Origin of the sequence: Burkholderia sp. E168m22 (genome assembly GCF_001319805.1) — a bacterium.
GTDB classification, from domain to species: domain Bacteria; phylum Pseudomonadota; class Gammaproteobacteria; order Burkholderiales; family Burkholderiaceae; genus Burkholderia; species Burkholderia orbicola.
Genome location: NZ_BBSK01000011.1, coordinates 115,758 through 135,171, shown reverse-complemented (window position 1 = coordinate 135,171; position 19,414 = coordinate 115,758). Strand labels below are relative to the sequence as shown.

The following is a 19,414-nucleotide window of genomic DNA, read 5'->3' as shown; positions in this document are numbered from 1 at the left end:
CGCACGAGTAAACAACTGCATGCATTCACGCAATTTCGCCGCCCCACTCTTGACAATCTCTAAAAGTTACGGCAGGCCGGTGTTGCGCATGCACCACAAAGTTGAAGCGATCTTGGGGTGGGGAGGATTTTTTTTCGTAGGAAGGGAACGATATGGCAAAATGCCAACGCACTGAAAGTTAGACGCTGCTCGAAGTCTACACAGAGCGGTGCCGCGTTTTTTGTGCCGCACCAATGTTATACTTCGAGCAATGTATGACTTGTCACCGTCAACAGGCTCGCAGTAAACCTGCGGTAATCTCAATTTCGAGAGGAGAAATATGAATAAACTTTCAAAGCTCGCGTTCATTGCAGCTACCGCAGTTATGGCTGCATCCGCTTCGGCACAGTCGGTGCCGGCGTCGCGTCAAGCCGTCAATGACAACTGGGTGAACGGCACGGGCGAATGGGTGTGGATGAACGGCACGAACGAGCTCTGCTGGCGCGATGCGTTCTGGACGCCGGCCACCGCCAACGCGAAGTGCGATGGCGCACTGGTCGCCCAGGCACCGCAGCCGCCGGTCGCTCCGGTCGCTCCGGCCATCACGAGCCAGAAGATCACGTATCAAGCTGACGCACTGTTCGACTTCGACAAGGCAACGCTCAAGCCGCTGGGCAAGCAAAAGCTGGACGAACTGGCTTCGAAGATCGAAGGCATGAACACGGAAGTGGTCGTCGCAACGGGCTACACGGACCGCATCGGTTCGGACAAGTACAACGACCGTCTGTCGCTGCGCCGTGCGCAAGCCGTGAAGTCGTACCTGGTCAGCAAGGGTGTGCCGGCCAACAAGATCTACACGGAAGGCAAGGGCAAGCGCAACCCGGTTACGACTGGCTGCAACCAGAAGAACCGCAAGCAACTCATCGCCTGCCTCGCACCGGACCGCCGCGTGGAAGTCGAAGTGGTTGGTACGCAGCAAGTGCAGAAGACGACCGTTCCGGCAAACTAAGCCGCGGTTTTCGACTGCTTCAAAGCCCCGCTCCGGCGGGGCTTTTTCATTGACGCCCGTCCAGGCGCTCGCTGGCCTCGTCGTCCGCCCGCTTATATACTCGGGGCTGACGCACCGAAGCACCGCCCTCCTCTCGTAGCCCGTTTGCCGACATGACCAACGCCGATCCGCACGAACTCCAGAAATTCAGCGACCTCGCCCACCGATGGTGGGATCCGAATGCCGAATTCAAACCGCTGCACGACCTGAACCCGGTCCGGCTCGGCTGGATCGACGCGCATGCGCACCTGGCCGGCAAGCGCGCACTCGACATCGGTTGCGGCGGCGGCATCCTGTCCGAATCGATGGCCGGGCTCGGCGCCCAGGTGAAAGGCATCGACCTGTCGACCGAGGCGCTCGGCGTGGCCGACCTGCACAGCCTCGAAAGCGGCATTTCGGTCGAGTACGAGGCGATCGCCGCCGAAGCAATCGCCGCGCGCGAACCGGGCACCTACGACGTCGTCACATGCATGGAAATGCTCGAGCACGTACCGTCGCCCGGCGACATCGTGGCCGCGTGCGCGACGCTCGTGAAACCGGGCGGCTGGGTGTTCTTCTCGACGCTGAACCGCAACCTGAAGTCCTACCTGTTCGCCGTGATCGGCGCGGAATACATCGCGCAAATGCTGCCGAAGGGCACGCACGATTACGCGCGGTTCATCCGCCCGTCGGAACTGGCCGGCTTCGTGCGCGCGACGGATCTGCACATCGTCGAGATCAAGGGCATCACGTACCACCCGATCGGCAAGCGCTTCGCGCTGTCGAACGACACCGACATCAACTACCTGGTTGCGTGCCGTCGCGGCGCGTGACCCTCCACCCGGCATGACGACTCCCCTTTCGACCGCGCGGATCGCAGACGAACCGCGCCTGTTGCACTGCGATGCGGTCCTGTTCGATCTGGATGGCACGCTCGCCGACACGGCGCCCGACCTCGCGGCAGCCGTCAACAAGATGCAGCGCGAGCGCGGCCTGCCCGAAACGTCGCTCGACGTGTTGCGGCCGCTGGCCTCGGCCGGCGCGCGCGGCCTGCTCGGCGGCGCGTTCGGCATCGATCCTCACACGCCCGGCTACGAAGCGATGCGCGACGAGTTCCTGGCCAACTACGCGACCGATCTGTGCGTGCATACGACGCTGTTCCCCGGCATCGGCGACGTGCTCGACGAACTCGATGCGCGCGGCGTACGCTGGGGCATCGTCACGAACAAGGCGATGCGGCTCACCGCACCGCTCGTCGAGCTGCTCGGCCTCGCGCCGCGCGCCGCCTGCGTCGTCGGGGGCGACACAACACCGCACTCGAAACCGCATCCGGCCCCGCTGCTGCATGCCGCCGAGCAACTGACACTCGCGCCCGAGCGTATCGTCTACGTGGGTGACGACCTGCGCGACATCCAGGCCGGCAGCGCCGCGGGCATGGCTACGGTCGCGGCCGCATACGGCTATTGCGGCGACGGTATCGCGCCGGCCGACTGGCAAGCCCAGCACCTCGTCGGCACGACGCAGGAACTGCGGCACCTGCTGCGCGATGTTGGGCTATAATGGTCGATCTTATCCGCGGGGGCGACCTGGTTTCGACAGGGGTTGTGAAGCGGCTAGGGCATGTCGAGGACCCGTCACCTCGTTAATCAATGGGAAAATCGTAACTGCAAACGACGATACGTTCGCACTGGCAGCCTAAGGGCCGCCGTCCTCTGCCTAGTTCACTGACGGGCTAGTGTCGCAAGACCGGTAGCAATACCGCCAGAGGTCATTTACGTCAGTTAAGCCCTGTCGGCGTCGCGACGCCAGGGTCGAAAATCTAGCGAATCGCCGTAGTGCAGCGTGTTCGTCCGCGTCGCTGCGGTTAAATCAAAAGACTGGACTAAACATGTAGAACTAGTCGTGGAGCGCTTCTGGACGCGGGTTCGATTCCCGCCGCCTCCACCAAATACCCGCCAAACGTTCACCACGTTTCGCAAAGAAAACCCCGCCGAGCGTTGCTCCGCGGGGTTTTTTCTTGCCTGCGAGACGCACCCGCCCCACCCCTCCGAAAAAGCGCCCAGCCCCGGACGGGCCGGGCGGAATGCCACCGGTGTCGCGGCGGCAGGAGGTGACGGATGTTCTGCCGCGCCGGCGCCATCATTGGTTGCGCCGAATGGCGGCCGGCCCGGGGCGCAGGCGTCGGGCACGACGCATCGCCGCGCCCGTGTTCGCCCATACCAGACAACGTGCGGCTTAGCTGCCGCGATACAGCGACTTCATTTCTTCCGCGCTGGCCGGGCGCACGCCCATGGCGCGCGATCCGGACGCCGAAGCGCCCTGTGCCTGCGCACCGTAGCCGCTGGCGTCGGCGCCTTGCGCTTGCGCCAGCGCGCTGCGCTGCTGCTCCGCGATACGTGCCGTTGCGGCCTGGATCGCTTCCGGATAATGCGGATCTTCGCCGCGGGCGGTGTTGTAACCGGCCTGCTGGAGTTGAACCAGTTCGGCACGAACCTGCGCACGGGTGATCGTCGAACCCGACTGGGCGAACGACACGACCGGGGCAACGAGAGCAGCGGCAACGACAACGGCTTGAACGAGCGACTTCATGATGACCTACCTCCAGATTTGTCTGATTCGGCGGTGAACACCTTGATCAGCGCCGACAAACCGAAGTTTATGTAGGTAGATGCTTAAGAATAAGGCAGGTTTCAGGAAGACATCCTTCCTGATTTACGGGTTAACCCTATATTCCTGTCGGAACGGCAACGCGGGCGATCGGTCGCTTCGTCCGCCCCCGCGTTGCGAGAAGGCTCGCCGAAAAGCACGAGCCCCGCGAGGCGACGGGCTTCGCGGGGCTCGAATAAAGCGGAATCGGGGCGGAACGTGCGCAGCCGTCTATCAGTCGATCGAGCCGCTGCGCAGAAGACCGCGCCCCATTCAGGCGCAGACGCGCCGCCTGCGCGTTACCGGGTATCCATCGGGCACTTCAGGTTGCAGCCGTTCGGGTCGCCCAGGTCACCCTTGCGGCGCAATGCCGACTTCTTGCCGCTCTGGTATTTCTCGGAAGGCGCCGACGCCGCGAACGGCATCTGCGGATGTTCGTTCAGGCGGAACTGTTCGCTCAGGATCCCGCCGGGCACACCCGGGGAATTCTGCGCGAACGCAAGCGGCGAAGCGACGATCAGCAGCCCTGCGGTCAACGCTGCCGCGGCAAGGGGAACGGAAAATTTCATGGCGGGATGACGCCTGAACGGCGTGCTTGTTGGAACGTTGATCAAGCGGCAAGCGTAGCGCAAATCCCCCACTGCTGCAGCGCGGTCCGGTCGCGTTCTCGTTACGGGGAATTGCGATCCGGCACGCTCGTGCCGTCGCTGCCGGCAAGCCCCGTCGCGATGTGTTCCAGCGCGCCGCACGCGGCCGGATCGTAGCCGTCGAGATGCGCGACGCGCTCGACGAACCGCGCGTCGCGCAGCAGCGCCAGCACATCGGCGAGCGGCCGCACATCGAGCCGCGCACGTTCGCACGCGAAGTAATAATCCTCGTCGACGATCGGGATGAAGTCGAGCCCGAAGTGACGGGCGGCCGGCTCGACGCCGAAACCGAGATCGGCCATGCCGCTCGCGACGAACGCCGCGATCGCCGAATGCGTGAGTTCGGCCGACGCATAGCCGTCGATGCGCTCAGGATCGATGCCGATCGCGCGCAACGCGAGATCCAGCAGCATGCGCGTGCCCGACCCCGGCTGGCGATTGACGAAGCGGATGTCGTTGCGCGCCAGATCCGCCAGCCCGCGCACTTGCTTCGGATTGCCGCGCGGCACGAACAGCCCCTGCTGGCGGCGCGTCAGGTGGATCAGCACGTGGCGTGTGTCGTCGAGCCAGGGCCGGTAGATTTGCGCGCACTGCGCGCGAAACGCGCCGCGCGGCAAATGGAAGCCGGCGAGGTCGCATTCGCCGCGCGCGAGCGCCTGCACGGCCTCGACGCTCTCGCGATATTTGATGTCGACGGCCGCCTGCGCATCGACGAGCGCGGAGACCAGCGTCGCGACCGCATAACCATGCGACGCATGAATGCGCACGGCGCCGTCGCGCTGCGCGAGCCGCCGGTTCAGCTCACTGGCCACCTCGGCCGCGAGCGTGCGCAGATTCCCGTCGAGGCGGCTGCGTGCCAGACGCTGCGCATCGACGACGGCCTGCCCCAGCGCCGACAACGTCGAACCCTTGCCGCGCGCGGTTTCGATCAACTCCCCGCCGATGCACGATTCCAGCGCGCGGAGCATGCCCCATGCATGCCGGTACGACAGTCCCTTGGCTTGCGCGGCCTGCGCGATGCTGCCCGTCTCCGCCACGAGTTCCAGCAGTGGAGCGACGTCGGACAGACTGGCCGAGCGGCCTTCCGTGTCGCGTACGGTCAGATACGCGTCGCATTCGATTCGAATCAATTATGCACTCCAATTTCCTATTGCGACCGCGAAATCTTCCGCTTATCGTTGGTCAAAATCAATCAGAACCAAGTCCCGCTGCGCCATATATGAATTGCGAGCGCATATGAGACTTTGGAGGAGCATAACGATGTCCCCGAATTCCCCTGCGCCCGACGTGCTCGTCGAGCGCCATGCGCGCGCCGGCCGGTCGCTCGTCGCGATCCTGCACGCGATCCAGGACGACGCGGGCTACGTGCCGCCGGGCTGCGTCGCGCCGCTCGCCAAGGCGCTGAACCTGTCGCGCGCGGAAGTGCACGGCGTCCTGACCTACTACCATCACTTCCGCACCGCGCCGCCCGCCCGCGTGACGATCCAGATGTGCCGCGCCGAAGCGTGCCGCAGCATGGGCTGCGAAACGCTCGCCGCCCATGCGGAAGCCCGCACCGGCTGCCGGTTCGATGCCGCGCACGGCGATGCCGCCGCGCCCCGTACGCCGGACGACGTCGCGCTCGAATCGGTCTATTGCCTCGGACTGTGCGCGCAATCGCCGTCGATGACGGTCAACGGCGTGCTCCACGCCAAGGTCACGCCGGAGAAGTTCGACGCGCTGCTGGCCGACGCGGTCGCCCACACACCGGAGGCCGCATGACGACCCGCATCTACGTTCCGCGCGATTCGTCCGCGCTGGCGCTCGGCGCCGACGCGCTCGCCACCGCGATCGTGGCCGAAGCCGAACGGCGCGGCATCGCGGTCGAACTGATCCGCAACGGGTCGCGCGGGCTGCTGTGGCTCGAGCCGCTCGTCGAGGTCGGGACGGCCGCCGGCCGCGTCGGCTATGCGAACCTGTCGGCCGCCGACGTGCCGGCCCTGTTCGACGCCGGCTGGCTCGAAGGCGGCACGCATCCGAGCAGTGTCGGCCTCGTCGACGCGCTGCCCTACCTCGCCCGTCAGCAGCGGCTCACGTTCGCGCGGATCGGCCTGACTGATCCGCTGTCGATCGACGACTACCTGCAGCACGGCGGCCTCGCCGGCCTGAAGAACGCACTGGCGCTCGATGGCGACGCCGCCTGCGAAACGCTGATCGAATCGGGGCTGCGCGGCCGCGGCGGCGCGGCGTTCCCGGCCGGCATCAAGTGGCGTACCGTGCGGCAAGCACGCGCCGCGCAGAAATACATCGTATGCAACGCGGACGAAGGCGATTCGGGCACGTTCTCCGACCGCCTGCTGATGGAATGCGATCCGTACTGCCTGATCGAAGGGATGATCATCGCGGGCGTCGCCACCGGCGCGACGGTCGGCTACATCTATGTGCGCAGCGAATACCCGCACGCGATCGCGACGCTCGAAGCCGCGATCGTCCGCGCGCGTGAAGCCGGCTGGCTCGGCGAGCACGTGCTCGGCTCCGCGCATGCGTTCGAGCTGCACGTCGCGAAAGGCGCGGGCTCGTACGTATGCGGCGAGGAAACGGCGCTGCTCGAATCGCTCGAGGGCAAGCGCGGCGTCGTGCGCGCGAAGCCGCCGCTGCCCGCGCTCGCGGGCCTGTTCGGCCAACCGACCGTGATCAACAACGTGATCACGCTCGCGACGGCGCCCGTGATCTTCGCGCGCGGCGCCACGTTCTATCGCGACTACGGGATGGGCCGCTCGCGCGGCACGCTGCCGTTCCAGCTTGCCGGCAACATCCGTCACGGCGGCCTCGTCGAGCTCGCGTTCGGCGTCACGCTGCGCGAGCTGCTGTTCGACTTCGGCGGCGGCACGGCCAGCGGCCGGCCGGCACGCGCCGCGCAGGTCGGCGGCCCGCTCGGCACCTACCTGCCCGACCATCAGTGGGACGTGCCGCTCGACTACGAGGCGTACACGGCGATCGGCGCGGTCGTCGGCCACGGCGGCATCGTGCTGCACGACGACACGTCGAATCTCGCCGAGCTGGCCGAATACGCGATGAAGTTCTGCGCGATCGAATCGTGCGGCAAGTGCACGCCGTGCCGAATCGGCTCCACGCGCGGCGTCGAGACGATCGCGCGGATTCGCCACGGCGATACGTCGGAGCGGCAGGTCACGCTGTTGCGCGACCTGTGCGACACGATGCTCGCCGGCTCGCTGTGCGCGATGGGCGGCATGACCCCGTACCCGGTGCTGTCCGCGCTCGACCATTTCCCCGAAGATTTCGGGCTCGCTGCCGGCAAGGATGCCGCGTCGGGCCCGGTCAAGGCTGCGGCCTGACCCAGAAGGAGCCCTGCATGTCCCTCGACACGAATAACGTCCGCCAAGGCGGCTGCGGCTCGGGCCAATGCGCGTGCAAGAGCGCCGCCCAGGCGCGCGCATTCGATCCGTTCGACGACACCGACTACGGTACGCCGCAACGGCATGCCGACACCGACGTCACGCTCGAAATCGACGGCCAGCCGGTCACGGTGCCGGCCGGCACGTCGGTGATGCGCGCGGCGATCGAAGCCGGCGTCAACGTCCCCAAGCTCTGCGCGACCGATTCGCTCGAACCGTTCGGCTCGTGCCGGCTGTGCCTCGTCGAGATCGAGGGCCGACGCGGCTATCCGGCGTCGTGCACGACGCCCGCCGAAGCCGGCATGAAGGTGCGCACGCAGTCGGACCGGCTGCAGTCGCTGCGCCGCAACGTGATGGAGCTGTACATCTCCGACCATCCGCTCGACTGCCTCACCTGCCCGGCCAACGGCGACTGCGAGCTGCAGGACATGGCCGGCGTGGTCGGCCTGCGCGAAGTGCGCTACGGCTTCGATGGCGCGAATCACCTGAAGGACACGAAGGACGAATCGAACCCGTACTTCACGTACGACCCGTCGAAGTGCATCGTCTGCAACCGTTGCGTGCGCGCGTGCGAGGAAACGCAGGGCACGTTCGCGCTGACGATCGCCGCGCGCGGCTTCGAATCGCGCGTCGCCGCCGGCGAAAGCGAATCGTTCATGGCGTCGGAATGCGTGTCGTGCGGCGCGTGCGTGGCAGCCTGCCCGACGGCCACGCTGCAGGAAAAATCCGTCGTGCAGCTCGGGCAGGCCGAGCACTCGGTCGTCACGACCTGCGCGTACTGCGGCGTCGGCTGCTCGTTCAAGGCCGAGATGAAGGGCACGCAGGTCGTGCGCATGACGCCGCACAAGAACGGGCTCGCGAACGAAGGCCACGCGTGCGTGAAGGGACGCTTCGCGTGGGGCTACGCGACACACAAGGACCGCATCACGAAGCCGATGATCCGCGAGAAGATCACCGACCCGTGGCGCGAAGTCAGCTGGGACGAAGCCCTCACCTACGCGGCGACGCAGTTCCGCAAGCTGCAGCAGAAGTATGGCCGCGATTCGATCGGCGGCATCACGTCGTCGCGCTGCACGAACGAGGAAACCTATCTCGTGCAGAAGCTCGTGCGCGCCGCGTTCGGCAACAACAACGTCGATACCTGCGCACGCGTGTGCCACTCGCCGACCGGCTATGGCCTCAAGACGACGCTCGGCGAATCGGCCGGCACGCAGACGTTCGCCTCGGTCGGCCAGGCCGACGTGATCGTCGTGATGGGCGCGAACCCGACCGACGGCCATCCGGTGTTCGGCTCGCGGCTGAAGCGGCGCATACGCGAAGGCGCGAAGCTGATCGTGATCGATCCGCGCCGCATCGACGTCGTCGACGGCCCGCACGTAAAGGCCACGCATCATCTGCAGTTGCGCCCGGGCACCAACGTCGCGATCGTCAATGCGCTGGCGCACGTGATCGTCACCGAAGGGCTGGTGGCCGACGCATTCGTCGCCGAGCGCTGCGATACGCGTGCGTTCGAGCAATGGCGCGACTTCGTCGCGCAGGCCGACAATGCGCCCGAGGCGACCGCCGACGTGACGGGCGTGCCGGCCGAACTGGTGCGCGAGGCCGCGCGCCTCTACGCGACGGGCGGCAACGCGGCGATCTATTACGGCCTGGGCGTGACGGAACACGCACAGGGCTCGACGACGGTGATGGGCATCGCGAACCTCGCGATGGCGACCGGCAACGTCGGCCGCGAAGGCGTCGGCGTCAATCCGCTGCGCGGCCAGAACAACGTGCAGGGTTCGTGCGACATGGGCTCGTTCCCGCACGAACTGCCCGGCTACCGGCACATCAGCGACACGGTCGTGCGCACGCAGTTCGAAGAAGCCTGGTCGGCCACGCTGCAGCCGGAGCCCGGCCTGCGCATCCCGAACATGTTCGACGCGGCGCTCGACGGCAGCTTCAAGGGGCTCTACTGCCAGGGCGAGGACATCGTCCAGTCGGACCCGAACACGCAGCACGTCGCGGCCGCGCTGTCGGCGATGGAATGCATCGTCGTGCAGGACATCTTCCTGAACGAAACCGCGAAATACGCGCACGTGCTGCTGCCGGGCTCGACGTTCCTCGAGAAGGACGGCACGTTCACGAACGCGGAGCGCCGCATCTCGCGCGTGCGCAAGGTGATGCCGCCGCTCGCGGGCTACGCGGACTGGGAAGTGACGCTGCTGCTGTCGCAGGCGCTCGGCTACGACATGCACTACGCGCATCCGTCCGAAATCATGGACGAGATCGCCCGGCTCACGCCGACCTTCTCGGGCGTGTCGTACGCGAAGCTCGACGCGCTCGGCAGCATCCAGTGGCCGTGCAACGAACACGCGCCGGAAGGCACGCCGACCATGCACATCGACACGTTCGTTCGCGGCAAGGGCCGGTTCGTGATCACCAAGTTCATTCCGACGCCGGAGAAAGTCACGCAGCGCTATCCGCTGATCCTGACGACGGGCCGCATCCTGTCGCAATACAACGTCGGCGCGCAGACGCGCCGGACCGAGAACGTCCGGTGGCACGAAGAGGATCGCCTCGAGATCCATCCGCACGACGCGGAAGATCGCGGAATCCGGACGGGCGACTGGGTCGGCATCGAGTCGCGTGCCGGTCAGACGGTGTTGCGCGCGCTGGTGTCCGAGCGCATGCAGCCGGGCGTCGTCTACACGACGTTCCACTTCCCCGAATCGGGTGCGAACGTGATCACGACGGAAAGCTCCGACTGGGCGACGAACTGCCCGGAATACAAGGTGACGGCCGTTCAGGTGATGCCGGTTGCGCAACCGTCCGACTGGCAACAAGCGTATGCGCGCTTCAACTCGGAGCAGCTCGACCTGCTTGAGCGCCGCGCCGCCGAGCCGGCCGCCGTGACGACGGGCAAGTGAGACTGCGATGAACAGCGAACACCTGATCGACATGGCCAACCAGATCGGCGCATTCTTCGAATCGATGCCCGATCGCGATGAAGCGCTAACCGGGATCGCCGAGCATATCCGGCGCTTCTGGGAGCCGCGGATGCGCCGTGGGTTGCTGACCGCGCTCGACGATCCGTCGAGCGAAGCCGGGCAGCGCGCGACGCCGATCGTGCGCGATGCGATCGCCGCGCATCGCGCGTCGCTCGTCCCCGCCGCGGCGCCCGCCTGATCGCGCGGCTACGCGGATACCGACATGCCCGCGAACCAGGTTTCGCAGTGGCGCAGCAGCGCGTTCGCGTCGGTCGCCGTGCGCCCGCGCGCGGCAACGTAGCCGTCGGGCCGCAGCAGATAGAACGACGGGCGCGAGCGGCCGTATTCCTGCGCGAGCCCGGCCGTACCATCGCCTTCGGCATCGGCGACACGCCACACGCGCACCGCTTCCGGCATGATCCGCTCGAGCCCCTGCACGAGCCTCTGCGCATCGGCCGGGATCGGCGGCACCTCGCCGGCGTCGGTATCCACCGGCTCTTCCAGCAGCAACAGCGTGAAGCAGGCCGGATCGTGAAGATCGTATAGCCGCGCCGTGCCGGGCGCGCGGCCGAGCGGCCCGTCGAGCACGTGTACGAGTGCGTCGGGCGCCCGCTCGCCTGCCCGCGGGCCGCCATCAAGCACGCGCTCGAGCGTGAGCGAACTCTTCCGGTATTGCACGCCGAGCTCGCTGACCGTGCGCCTGACCGCGTCGCGCATCGGCCCGAACGACGCCAGCAGCGGCACGACGTGATCACGCAGCAGCTTCATCGCGCCGCGCTCGGCTTCGACGATCTGCGTGACGAAACCGGTCTGCCGCAATACGTCCCGCTCGATCGGGTGGCGCTCCGCGTGATACGTGTCGAGCAATCGCTCGGGCGCGCCTGCGCCGAGGACGCGGGCGAGCTTCCAGCCCAGGTTGAACGCCTCCTGGATGCCGGTGTTCATGCCCTGCGCGCCGGCCGGGCTGTGGACGTGCGCGGCGTCGCCCGCGAAGAACACGCGGCCGTGACGCAGCCGGTCGACCATCCGGCTGTGCAGGTGAAAATAGGACGACCACGCGAGATCGCTCGGCGAGATCGATGCGCCGACGCGCGCGCGGATGATCGCGTCGCATTCGTCGAGCGACGGCGCCGGCGCGTCGGGCGACGCGTCGCTGCGCGGAGGCCGGTCCGCGACGAGCCGGTAACGGCCGCCTCCCATCGGAAACAGGCCCGCGATGCCGGCGGGTGTCGTGAACAGGTGAATCTCTTCGTCCGGCCAGTCGGGTATCGCCGCGAAATCGGCCAGCAGGAAAGTCTGTTCGAACGCATGCCCGGCAAAGCCCAGGCCGAGCAGATGCCTCACCGTGCTGTGCGCGCCGTCGGCGGCAATCAGGTACGAGGGAGCGAACGACTCGTCGCGGCCGTCGGCGCGGCGCAGCGTCACGTCGAGCGACGTGCCGCCCGCATCGCAGCCGGTCAGCACCGTCCCGCGTTCAACGCTCACGCCCATGCCGGCCAGGTGCTCGGCGAGCAGCCGCTCGGTAACGCTCTGGTCGAGAAACATCAGATACGGATAGCGCGTTCGCAGCGGATCGAAATCGAGCCGTGCGATCACGCGGCCGTCGGCGTGCAGCTCGGCCGCATGCGCGCGATGACCGAGCGCGAGAAACGGCTCGACCGCGCGATGCTGCTCCAGCAGTTCGAGCGTGCGCGCCTGGATGCCGATCGCACGCGAAAACGGCGCGGGCGCGACGAGACGATCGATGATGCGCACCGGCACGCGGGCCCGTGCGAGGCTCATCGCCGCGGCGAGGCCGGTAGGCCCCGCGCCGACGATCAGCACGGGCGGGATATCAGGCAGTGTGTCAGCCATGAGAACCTCGATGACACGCGACTCTGCAAGTCTACGCCGCTCCGCGTCACGGGGCCATATGCCGACCGGCCGATACGCGGCCGCGCCGCGCGGTGTGGGAAAATACGCGCTTTCCGCCAGTTTTCGCGTCATGGATTCCGCATTCGACCACGCGTACGCCGCACACCGTGCCGGCCGCCTCGCCGAGGCCGAGCACGGCTATCGCAACGCGCTCGCCTCCAACCCCGCCGATGCCGACGCGCTGCACCTGTTCGGCGTGCTGCGGCACCAGCAGGGCCAGCACGCCGAGGCGGCCGATCTCGTCGGCCGCGCCGTCGCGCTGCGTCCGGACGACGCCGCGCTGCAGCTCAATCTCGGCAACGCGCTGAAAGCACTCGGCCGGCTCGACGAAGCGATCGACCGCTTTCGCAACGCGCTGACGCTCGCGCCCGAATTTCCGCTCGCGCACTACAACCTCGGCAACGCGTATGCGGCACTGCAGCGTCACGACGATGCGATCGACGCCTTCGGCCGTGCGCTGCGGCTCACGCCCGACGACGCGTCGATCCACAACAATCTCGGCAACGCGCTGAACGCGCTCGGCCGCCACGACGACGCGCTCGCCGCGTTCGGTCGCGCACTCGAGCTCCGGCCCGGGCATGCGGGTGCGCACAACAACCTCGCGATGGCGCTGAGCGCGATGGGTCGCGCCGACGAGGCGATCACGCACTTCCAGGCCGCGATCGCCGCGCAGCCGCGGTTCGTCGCCGCGCATTTCAATCTCGGCAACACGCTCGACGCGGTCGGCCGGCATGCCGAGGCAGCCGCGGCATTCGAAGCCGCGCTCGCGCTGCACCCGCCGTTTCCGCTCGCGCTGTTCGGGCTCGCGAATGCGCTCTGCGCGCAGGCGCGCCACCGCGACGCGCTGCCCTACTACGAGCGTGCCGTCGGGCTCGATCCGTCGTTCGGGCTCGCATGGCTGAATCTTGGCAACGCGCATCACGCGCTCGGCGCGCACGAGATGGCGCTGCGTGCTTTCGACCAGGCGCTGCGGGTCGCGCCCGATCTCACGCTCGCGCGGCTGCACCGCGCGGTCACGCTGCTGACGCTGCGCGACTTCACGCGCGGCCTGCCCGCCTACGAAGCGCGCCACGAGACGCCCGGCGCGACACCGCTCGGCGCGCTGCCGCGCTGGCACGGCGAGCCGATCGCGTCGCGCACGCTGCTGATCCGCGCGGAACAGGGGTTCGGCGACACGCTGCAGTTCGTCCGCTTCGTGCCGCTGGCCCGCGCACGCTGCGCGCGCGTGGTGCTCGAAGTCCAGCCGGAACTCGTCGCGCTGCTGACGCCGGCCGCATCGCGCTGGCGCGTGACGCTCGTCCCGCAAGGCGCCGCGAAGCCGCCTGCCGCGGACGTCGCGTGCACGCTGATGAGCCTGCCGTTCCTGCTCGGGCTGCAGCCGGACGACATCGTCGGCTCGCGCTACCTCGACGCACCCGACGGCGCCCGGCGACGCTTTCGCGGTTCGCTCGGCGGGCAATCGAAGCGCAAGTTCGGCCTGGCATGGTCGGGGCGCCGGCAGGCGCAGGAAAACCGCTCGATGCCGTTCGACGCGCTCGCGCCGCTGCTCGCGCTGCCGGACATCGACTGGATCGTGCTGCAGCCCGCGCTCGACGACGACGAACGGGCGCGCGTCGACGCGCATCCGCGCGTGCATCGTCTCGACGGCCGGCTGAACGACTTTGCCGATACGGCCGCGCTGATCGAGCGCCTGGACGGCGTCGTCACGATCGACACGGCGGTCGCGCACCTCGCGGGCGCGCTCGGCAAGCCGCTGTGGGTCATGCTGCCGTTCGCGGCCGACTGGCGCTGGTTCACCGGCGACGACTGTCCGTGGTATCCGCGAGCCAGGATCGCCCGCCAGCCGGCCCCGGGCGCGTGGCGCGACGTGGCGGCCTCGGTGGCCGACATGCTGCGCGACGCATGACCGCAAGCGAAAAAGGGAGCGCGATGCGCTCCCTTTTCAATGTGATGCGCGGCCGACACCGCGCGATATACCGGCCGCCGTCAGGCTGACTTGTACTGGTTGCGCGCATCGGCCGTGCGATACAGCACGAGCGTCGCGATCAGGCCACAGATCGCGGCCACGCTCAGCCACAGTCCCGGCGCCGCCTTGTTGCCCGTCTGGTGAATCAGCAGCGTCGAGATCGCCGGCGTGAAGCCGCCAATCGTCGTGGCCAGGCTGTACGCGAGCGAGAAGCCGGCCGTCCGCACGTCGGCCGGCATCACTTCGGTCAGCGCGACGACCATCGCGCCGTTGTACGACGCGTACAGGAACGACAGCCACAGCTCGACCGCGAGCAGCCGCAGGAACGACGGATCGCCGACGAGCCACAGCACGGCCGGGTAAGCCGACACCAGCGTCAGCACGGTGAAGGCGATCAGCACCGGGCGGCGACCGATGCGGTCGGACAGCGCGCCGGACAGCGGCAGCCACACGAGATTCGAGATCCCGACGCAAACGGTCACGACGAGCGCGTCGAGCGACGACAGGTGCAGCACTTCCTTGCCGAAGGTCGGCGTGTACGCGGTAATCATGTAGAACGACACCGTCGTCATGATCACCATCCCCATGCCGGCCACCACGACACCCCAGTTGTCGAGCATCGAGCGCATGATCTCGCCCATCGTCGGCCGGTGACGCTTCGCAAGAAACTCATCGGTCTCCTTCAGCGACCGGCGAATCAGGAACAGGAACGGCACGATCAGGCAGCCGATCAGGAACGGAATGCGCCAGCCCCATGCGGTCATTTCCTCGACCGGCAGCGTGCGGTTCAGCACGACACCGACGAACGCGGCGAACACGACCGCCACCTGCTGGCTGCCCGACTGCCACGACGTATAGAACCCCTTGTGGCCCTTCGTCGCGATCTCCGACAGGTAGACCGACACGCCGCCGAGCTCGACGCCCGCCGAGAAGCCCTGCAACAACCGGCCGAGCAGCACGAGCACCGGCGCGAGCACGCCGATCGTCGCGTAGCCCGGGATCGCGGCCACGGTGAGCGTGCCGATCGCCATCAGCCCGAGCGTCAGGATCAGCCCCTTGCGGCGGCCGTGATGATCGATGTACGCGCCGAGCACGATCGCACCGACCGGGCGCATCAGGAAACCCGCGCCGAATACCGACAGCGACAGCATCAGCGACGCGAACGCGTTGCCGCTCGGAAAGTACGTTTTCGCAATGGCCGACGCGTAATACCCGTAGACCATGAAGTCGTACATTTCCAGGAAGTTGCCGCTGACGACCCGGAAGACGGTGCGGACTTTCGATTCCTGCGCGATCGCAGGGGACGCTGTGGACATGTTTTCTCGCTCAGCTCGGGTGGCGCGAATACCGCGCCGCATGAATCCGACGATGCGCGACGCGCAGGGTGGGCCCGCGCGCCCGGGCATCGCTGCCCGCCGGCGGCACGGCGCGTAACGGCACGCCGCCGGCATGATTCGCGAATCATGCCACGCCAGGCCGACATTTGCCTTGTGGTGCCCCTTGGCGCCCCCTGTCACGGCCGTCGCGGCATCCGCCTCGTACAAGTCGCCCCAAAACGAGCACAAGAATCAGATTGATCTAATCGACCTGCCTTCGCCGGCTGACCACAATGTCACGATTTGCGACGACATTTCCGCGCCGCGCCGGCACGGTCGCCCGTGTCGCACGACGTACCCCTTTCATGATCCCATCGCCCCTCGTCCCGGTCGAAGGCGCGCTCGCCCGCCCTCGCATCAACCCGCTCGATCAGGTCCCGCCGTTCGGTCGCGAATGGCGATTTCTCGGTGCCCCCGGTGCACGGTCCAGCAAGAACTGCCTCGCGACACTGACGACGTCCTGCATCGACGTCGACTGGCCGCACTCCGCATGCCGGTGGCAACCGCTGCCGGCGACCGCGCTGCCGGCTTCGGGCGGGCTGCCTGCCCCGCCGGCTGCGGCCACCGGTCGGCGCTTGCGCCATCGCCGCCCTCGTGACCGGCGCGCGATGTACGCGCTCTACTGGAGCATCGGCGCACTCGGCATCATCGGCTGGCTGATCGGCACGTACGACCCGCCCGCGGGCTTCGGTCCCGCGTATGCGATTCAAGCGACCGGCGGTGTGGCCGATCACGTCACGACGTCGACCGGCACCATACATATGGCCGCGACTCACCCGGCCACCTCGACGAACGCCGCGCCGCAGCGCAAGGTCGCGGCGCCTGTCGCGAACACGATGAAAACGCCGCCCGCCACGCACCGCGCCCCGCTTCGCCCCCCATCGCTTCATCCGCAAACGGCGTCCGACATGCGGCACGCCGCGCCTGCGTCGCCCCGTCGGGCAACCGGCCAGCGCACGACGCAGGCACCGCCCCGCACACCGGTCGTGCCGCGACTCGCCGCACATCCGCCGACCCAGCGTGCGCCGCTCCAGCGCGCTACGACCAACACCGGCACACACGATCGGCTCGCTCCACCGCCGCGCACGGCAGACACGCGCGATACACGCGACTCGCTCGACGATCCGGCCACGCTGATCGCCATGGCGAACGCGCTGCGCGCCACGCAGCCGGCCCGCCCGGCGCACCCGAGCGCGGCCGGTTTCGACTGGACGTCGCAACTGTCGCACCGCCGCGTGACCGACGTGCCGGACGCGTTCGCGCACTGACGCCCGCGCAATAAAAAACCCGGCGAAGATCGCTTCGCCGGGTTTTCGTTCGTCTCGCTCCGTCTGTTCGACGAATCGTTACTTGTGCGCGGGCAGCCCCGTCTCGTTCTGTCTCTCGAGTTGCCGCACCTGCTCCTGCAGATCGCGCAACTGCAACTGCGCAGCCCGCTTCTCGACCTGCAGCGCCTGGGCCTGCTCCTGCGCCGACCGCTGCCGCTGCGCGACTTCGGCCTGCTGGCTGCGCGCGACGCTCAGGTCGGCCTGCAACTGCTGCGCGCGATTCGCCTGCAGCGCGATCACGCGTTCGAGAAATGCCTTCTGCGCCTGCAGCTCGGTCCGGCGGATTTCGATATCGGCGAGCTGCGCGGTCTGCTGGACGAAGTTCGCGTACACCATCTCTGCGCGATTCTTTTCCTGCGAACGGATCACGCGCCACAGGTTCTTGTCCTGGAACAGCGCGACGTAATACGTCATCTCGCGCGGATCGAACATCAGGCTCGCGCCGTAGCTGCCGTTGTACGTCGTCCGCATCTCGACGATCCGGCCGTCGTGCAGCATCTGCGTCAGCTCGGCGACGTTGCCTTGCGCGGCGGCGTCCGTCTCGGCCGCGGCCGATGCCGCCGGCGACGCGCTGCCGCTCAGGCTCGTGACCGCCGGACGCGTACCGGCGACGGGGGCGGTTGCCTCGGCGGACCAGGCCGTGCCCGCTTGCGCGCAGGCAACCAGTGCAACGATCCACGTTGCGCATCGTGCAGGGGAAAAGTTTCGGAAAGCCAACGTCAGACTCCGGCGAACGAATCGGAACTCGCGATTATCGTTCAAAACGAAACGGCCGCATCTCGAATTTATCGGGACCCGGCCGGCCTTCGTCCAACACGGAAAATTCGGCGTGCTACAGGCGCGTTTCGCGCGCCGCGCGCAGGAACGCATCGAGCAGCGGCGTGCAGTCGAGCAGTTCCGAGCCGCCTGCGCGGTGGAACTCCGGATGCCACTGCACGCCGACGACGAACGGCGAACGCCGATGGCGAATGCCTTCGATGATCCCGTCGCCCGCCGACACGGCCTCGATGTTCAGATCGCGGCCGAGATCGCGGATTGCCTGGTGGTGAATCGAGTTGACGATCGCCTCGCTGCGCCCCGGGAACATGCTCGCTAGCGTCGACGAATCGGGAAAGCGGATCGCGTGACGATGCTGGTCGTAATGCTCGCTCACGTGCGCATTCGCGGTCGGCACGTCGGTGGCGATGTCCTGGTACAGCGAGCCGCCGAACGCGACGTTGATCAGCTGGCAGCCGCGACACACGCCGAGCACGGGTTTGCCGGACTCGACGAATTCGTGCAGCAGCTCGAGCTCGTACATGTCGCGCACGCGATCGCCCGGCCATTCGGGACGCGCATCCGACGCCGCGTAGGTCTGCGGCGATACGTCGGCGCCGCCTTGCAGCAGCAGGCCATCGAGATGCTTCGCGTAATCGCGCAGGCGGATGTTGCTCGGATGGATCATGCCTTGATGGCCGACGGTCGGAATCATGAACACGAGCACGTCGCGCGACATCACCCAGTGAGCGATCGATTCCTCGAGATACTGTAGCGTCTTGCCGCGCAGCCCCTTCGCGCCCGGCTCCGGATGGAAGATCCGCGCCGACACGCCGATGCGCAACGTGCGCTGGGTAATGCGCTGGCCAGCGCGATCGAACAGCCGCCGCGCTCGCGCCGCGACGATCCGGCCGAACACCGACCACGGTGTGTCGCTCTGCTTCAGGTAGGCCGGCGGCGCATTCTGCGCGCTCGCGGGCGGCGGCCGCGGCGTGTCGAAATCGGGCGGCGCGCCGAATCCGGGCGGCGGCGCACCCGGCTTCAGCGGCGCGGCCGTCGCAGCGCCATCACCGACGGCGCCTGCCGCACCGGGCGCACCCGGCTCGGATGCGGCCGTGACGGGCGACGCGCCGTCATCGGCGACGTTCTGCGCGGCGGCCTGCGGGGCCGGCGCATCGGGTGTTTTCGCCGGATCGGGACGGGGGGAATCGGAAGAAGCGGAAGAGGTGCCGGGCAGACCGGCCGAAGAAGGCGTGTTTTCGCTCATGACGATGGTCTGGTGCGTCGCTCGCGCGTAGGGATAGACGAGGATTCATTATGCTTCAGTGCACGATCGCGCGGCAAACCTGCAACATCCTGTCGATATTGTTGCAAGTCGATGGCAAGTCGCGCCGCGGAGCGGCTGGCCTCA

General features: G+C 67.6%; 16 protein-coding genes and 1 other RNA gene. 10 read left to right on the top strand and 7 right to left on the bottom strand.

What is annotated here, in order from left to right; genetic code table 11:
• Positions 1-319 precede the first annotated feature (319 nt).
• The 4 genes from ompA (at position 320) to ssrA (ending at position 2,953) form a co-directional block, all read left to right on the top strand.
• Complete coding sequence (gene ompA, locus AP428_RS02475; RefSeq protein WP_006476579.1) at positions 320-988, top strand: outer membrane protein OmpA; 669 nt, start codon at positions 320-322, stop codon at positions 986-988.
• 152 nt (positions 989-1,140) lie between these two features.
• Complete coding sequence (ubiG, locus tag AP428_RS02470) at positions 1,141-1,839, top strand: bifunctional 2-polyprenyl-6-hydroxyphenol methylase/3-demethylubiquinol 3-O-methyltransferase UbiG (RefSeq protein WP_023475819.1); 699 nt, start codon at positions 1,141-1,143, stop codon at positions 1,837-1,839.
• 13 nt (positions 1,840-1,852) lie between these two features.
• Positions 1,853-2,566, top strand: coding sequence for a phosphoglycolate phosphatase (gene gph / locus AP428_RS02465; RefSeq protein WP_054927512.1), 714 nt, complete (start codon positions 1,853-1,855; stop codon positions 2,564-2,566).
• Between the two features lie 17 nt (positions 2,567-2,583).
• Positions 2,584-2,953, top strand: a transfer-messenger RNA (tmRNA) gene (gene ssrA / locus AP428_RS34325).
• A 288-nt stretch (positions 2,954-3,241) separates the two neighbouring features.
• Here the strand turns inward: ssrA and AP428_RS02460 are convergent.
• The 3 genes from AP428_RS02460 to AP428_RS02450 form a co-directional block, all read right to left on the bottom strand.
• Positions 3,242-3,595 carry a DUF4148 domain-containing protein gene (locus tag AP428_RS02460; protein ID WP_011544878.1) on the bottom strand — a complete coding sequence of 118 codons (354 nt, stop codon included), beginning with the start codon at positions 3,593-3,595 and terminating at the stop codon, positions 3,242-3,244.
• A 356-nt stretch (positions 3,596-3,951) separates the two neighbouring features.
• The gene (locus AP428_RS02455; protein ID WP_006476587.1) at positions 3,952-4,221 is read right to left on the bottom strand and encodes a hypothetical protein; all 270 of its coding nucleotides are present in this window, start codon (positions 4,219-4,221) and stop codon (positions 3,952-3,954) included.
• Positions 4,222-4,322: 101 nt separating this feature from the next.
• Positions 4,323-5,429, bottom strand: coding sequence for a substrate-binding domain-containing protein (locus AP428_RS02450; protein WP_054927511.1), 1,107 nt, complete (start codon positions 5,427-5,429; stop codon positions 4,323-4,325).
• 130 nt (positions 5,430-5,559) lie between these two features.
• On the opposite strand from AP428_RS02450, the gene AP428_RS02445 reads away from it, so the two are divergent.
• Genes AP428_RS02445 through AP428_RS02430 form a run of 4 tightly spaced genes read left to right on the top strand, consistent with a single transcriptional unit; the run spans position 5,560 to position 10,862 of the window.
• The gene (locus tag AP428_RS02445) at positions 5,560-6,060 is read left to right on the top strand and encodes an NAD(P)H-dependent oxidoreductase subunit E (RefSeq protein WP_006476589.1); all 501 of its coding nucleotides are present in this window, start codon (positions 5,560-5,562) and stop codon (positions 6,058-6,060) included.
• A complete protein-coding gene (locus AP428_RS02440) occupies positions 6,057-7,634 on the top strand; it encodes an NADH-quinone oxidoreductase subunit NuoF (RefSeq protein WP_054927510.1) in 1,578 nt (525 codons plus the stop codon). Before AP428_RS02445 ends, AP428_RS02440 begins: the two co-directional genes overlap by 4 nt.
• Positions 7,635-7,651: 17 nt before the next feature.
• The gene (gene fdhF / locus AP428_RS02435) at positions 7,652-10,603 is read left to right on the top strand and encodes a formate dehydrogenase subunit alpha (RefSeq protein ID WP_054927509.1); all 2,952 of its coding nucleotides are present in this window, start codon (positions 7,652-7,654) and stop codon (positions 10,601-10,603) included.
• Between the two features lie 7 nt (positions 10,604-10,610).
• The gene (locus AP428_RS02430; RefSeq protein ID WP_054927508.1) at positions 10,611-10,862 is read left to right on the top strand and encodes a formate dehydrogenase subunit delta; all 252 of its coding nucleotides are present in this window, start codon (positions 10,611-10,613) and stop codon (positions 10,860-10,862) included.
• An 8-nt stretch (positions 10,863-10,870) separates the two neighbouring features.
• Here the strand turns inward: AP428_RS02430 and AP428_RS02425 are convergent, their stop codons facing one another.
• Positions 10,871-12,517, bottom strand: coding sequence for an FAD-dependent monooxygenase (locus AP428_RS02425; protein WP_054927507.1), 1,647 nt, complete (start codon positions 12,515-12,517; stop codon positions 10,871-10,873).
• Positions 12,518-12,575: 58 nt separating this feature from the next.
• Here AP428_RS02425 and AP428_RS02420 point away from each other — a divergent pair, with 58 nt between their 5' ends.
• Positions 12,576-14,483, top strand: coding sequence for a tetratricopeptide repeat protein (locus tag AP428_RS02420; RefSeq protein ID WP_054927506.1), 1,908 nt, complete (start codon positions 12,576-12,578; stop codon positions 14,481-14,483).
• 80 nt (positions 14,484-14,563) lie between these two features.
• Here AP428_RS02420 and AP428_RS02415 read toward each other — a convergent pair whose 3' ends face one another.
• Positions 14,564-15,859 (bottom strand): MFS transporter, encoded by a 1,296-nt coding sequence (locus tag AP428_RS02415; RefSeq protein WP_054927505.1) that lies wholly within the window; start codon positions 15,857-15,859, stop codon positions 14,564-14,566.
• A 365-nt stretch (positions 15,860-16,224) separates the two neighbouring features.
• On the opposite strand from AP428_RS02415, the gene AP428_RS02410 reads away from it, so the two are divergent.
• A complete protein-coding gene (locus AP428_RS02410; protein WP_227745852.1) occupies positions 16,225-17,187 on the top strand; it encodes a hypothetical protein in 963 nt (320 codons plus the stop codon).
• Positions 17,188-17,265: 78 nt separating this feature from the next.
• Here AP428_RS02410 and AP428_RS02405 read toward each other — a convergent pair whose 3' ends face one another.
• The gene (locus tag AP428_RS02405) at positions 17,266-17,964 is read right to left on the bottom strand and encodes a DUF2968 domain-containing protein (protein ID WP_012328113.1); all 699 of its coding nucleotides are present in this window, start codon (positions 17,962-17,964) and stop codon (positions 17,266-17,268) included.
• Positions 17,965-18,079: 115 nt separating this feature from the next.
• A complete protein-coding gene (locus AP428_RS02400) occupies positions 18,080-19,270 on the bottom strand; it encodes a gamma-glutamyl-gamma-aminobutyrate hydrolase (RefSeq protein ID WP_011544866.1) in 1,191 nt (396 codons plus the stop codon).
• Positions 19,271-19,414: the final 144 nt, after the last annotated feature.